The sequence below is a fragment of the Hydrocoleum sp. CS-953 genome (assembly GCF_002260545.1).
Lineage (GTDB): Bacteria > Cyanobacteriota > Cyanobacteriia > Cyanobacteriales > Microcoleaceae > Trichodesmium.
The window spans coordinates 1-2,802 of sequence record NZ_LGSU01000338.1; the positions used below are offsets into that span (position 1 = coordinate 1).

Sequence of the window (2,802 nt, forward strand, 5' to 3'; positions counted from 1 at the left end):
GATTTAGGGAATAGGGAATAGGCAACAGAGAAGCCAAAATTAAGGTCTGCCTCATTACTGTTAATATGAGAAAGACTATCTAAATTATCTGATGGCAGTTCCTATTATTTGAATGAATTATCAAATCTCTAAAGTAACGGAATATAAGCATTAATCTTCTTATTTCTGCTCTACCCTATTCACAGTAACAATTGAACTTTCAACTTTTGCTATATTCTATACTTTGTATGATTAGCCTGTAAGCATTCAGCCATCAGCTCTCAGCCATCAGCAAAGAAAAAATCATCAACTAATACCAAATTCAAATAAGATAGTTATAGTCAGTTAATAACCAAACTGTTAGTAAATTTGCTGCCGACTTCGGGAATAAAAATCAAATTATCCCTTAATCAAAAACAAAATATTTATGGTTATTAGACTATTTTTAGTCAACAATAGAATAGTTTGACTCTCAGAAAAAATAAATATTATAAATTCTTACCTCCTGAATTATAACTCCTGACTTCTGACTCCTAAAAACAAGCACACTGTAGCAATATTTTATGAAATTGGTATAATTTTAATTAGTCCTGTACTTTGGCTCGACTATTAGCTGACTGCTAATAGCTAAATGCTTACTGAATTTCTATATGCGGATTTAGTATAACTAAAATAATAAAATAGGGAATTGATCTATAGTTTTACCTAACAATTCCCTCTATATTTTTTATGTATTATTGTTTGTTGTTTGGTAAGTATTTCCTTTGGGATTTTAGGCAAATATCTGTCACTTATTAGCTATCAGTTATCTCTTAGATGAGAAAGTAAAAGGCAATATTTTAAGCTAGATACTTCAACTAGAGGAACTGATAACTGTTAACGCAGTTCCTCCGATCGGAGGCTAACTGATAACTGAGGTTCGCGTTTTCAATTTTGATGCTACTACTCTACTGACTTATTTGCACTATCCTTTGATAAATCTGATGGTGAATTATCAGTCTCATTTTTCCCCTCAGAAGAAATAGCAGTTATTTTTTCTTCCTCATTCTGACTATCTTGAGTAGTGATTTTTTCTGAAGAAGGAGAACTATCTTCAAGTTCAGAAACTTCTACTAATTTAGAAGTTTCTGAAATAGATTTTTCAGTAGATGTAGAGTCTGCTTCTAAGGATGAGGTTGTTTCTTTTTCAACTTCTGTCAAAGTAATTTCCTCTCCCTGAAGATCAGATATCAGAGACTCTTCTTTTTCCATTAAAGATTCTTGTTCAGGTTTAGTTTCTTCAGTCTGAGTTATTGTCTCATTAACTTTTGAAGTAACTTCTTCACTAGAGGTTAAAATTTCTTGTTCAGATTGAGTATCTTCAGTCTGAGTTATAGTCTCATTAACTTCTGAAGTAACTTCTTCACTAGAGGTTAATTCCTCAGTATCAGATTTAATTTGTGTAGATTTTGAGTCAGAATCAGTATTTTTAGAATCTCTACCTTGAATGGCATTTTTAATATTGCTCAAGATTCCAGTCACAGGCGTCAATAACTGAGAAAAACCACCAGCTTTTTTAGGTGAACTTGTCTGTAATTCCTGAGATTTTTCTGACACAGTTTGAGCATCACTTAAAACATTTTCTTCAGTCATACTTTCATTTGTATCTACTTCAGACTCTTCTATCTCTTTGCTAGAATATGAAGTAGTTTCATCTGGTAATAATTCAGGTTCAGTTTCCCCTGGTTTAACTTCATTAATTAAATCTTCAGTAGTAATATTTTCTAACTCTTGAATAGAAGTTTCTGTTGACTCAGCTAAATCAGATTTAGGCATCTCTACTTCTGGTGTAGATGTTGTCTGAGGAAGAGTTGTTGATTTTTCCTGAGTATTATCTTCAGTGCTTTTGTGAGTTGATATTTTTGTTTGCTCTGCAACAGGGGTCACTTGGCGACGCAACGTCAGGGTTTCCCAACCAAACCAACCTATTAAAGTAACACTTGCTACTTGACCCAATAACACCGCACCTGTAATTCTACCAGCACAGAACCATAATACTAGGGCATAGAAAAGACCTACACCACTCCAGATAAAATCATTTTTCCGATGGACTTCTGGAAAGAAAAAGGCCACCATATATAAAGCTAAACTACCAAGACCAAGAGCTAAGGCCAGTATGTTTGCAAGCATAAGTTTAGGTACTCCCACTATATATTTGTATATGGGGTCATTTTATCGTTCATTGACATTCTCCCGACTGTGGACTTGAGGGATAATATGGCATTCCTAAACTGTGCTATACACTACTACTCTATTTAATATTCCGTAGCATTTTCCTATGGAATGCTTCGCAAATATTTCGGCGATCGCCTAAAACACAATTTAGGTTGATATAGTTAAAAGTTAAATATTTGTTAATTATATCGTGAGTTTAATCACTTTTTTGCCTAATTTCAAGTCACAGACGATTACTAAAGTTGTCTCCTAAGATGTAAGTGTTAGAAAAGCCTGAAAATAAATCGTTCTATATTTTCATCAAAATGAAAGGAGGGTGTGAAATGTGGGAAAAAATTTTGTTAGCTACTGCTGTTACTTTCTCTTTACATATCTTTGCGGGAATAGATTTATCTGATATTAAGTCACCTGTTTCTTCTTTATCTCCTTCTATAAATACAGCGGACAGTAAACTACCAAACTTATCTTATGTTGAAGAAACTTTTCCATCTTCAACTTTGACAAATATTAAAACTTTTATCGACCAATAATTTAAGATTGATAGAGTAGTTATGAACTTCTAATAAATTAGAATAAATGTGTTTGAAATATTAGTAATTTTTTTGATAG

Annotated in this window: 2 protein-coding genes; one reads left to right on the top strand and one right to left on the bottom strand. The window is 32.8% G+C overall.

The annotated features are described in order from the left end of the window. Window positions 1-921: 921 nt before the first annotated feature. Window positions 922-2,148: a Ycf66 family protein gene (locus AFK68_RS40915; protein WP_246843968.1), complete on the bottom strand. Its 1,227-nt coding sequence runs from the start codon at window positions 2,146-2,148 to the stop codon at window positions 922-924. A 368-nt stretch (window positions 2,149-2,516) separates the two neighbouring features. Between AFK68_RS40915 and AFK68_RS03145 the strand changes: the two genes are divergently transcribed. After that, window positions 2,517-2,723 carry a hypothetical protein gene (locus AFK68_RS03145; RefSeq protein ID WP_143437468.1) on the top strand — a complete coding sequence of 69 codons (207 nt, stop codon included), beginning with the start codon at window positions 2,517-2,519 and terminating at the stop codon, window positions 2,721-2,723. Window positions 2,724-2,802: the final 79 nt, after the last annotated feature.

Excerpts from the sequence above, each read along its gene's own strand:
- AFK68_RS40915 (WP_246843968.1), bottom strand. The coding sequence starts at position 2,148 with ATGCTTGCAAACATACTGGCCTTAGCTCTTGGTCTTGGTAGTTTAGCT.
- AFK68_RS03145 (WP_143437468.1), top strand. The coding sequence starts at position 2,517 with ATGTGGGAAAAAATTTTGTTAGCTACTGCTGTTACTTTCTCTTTACAT.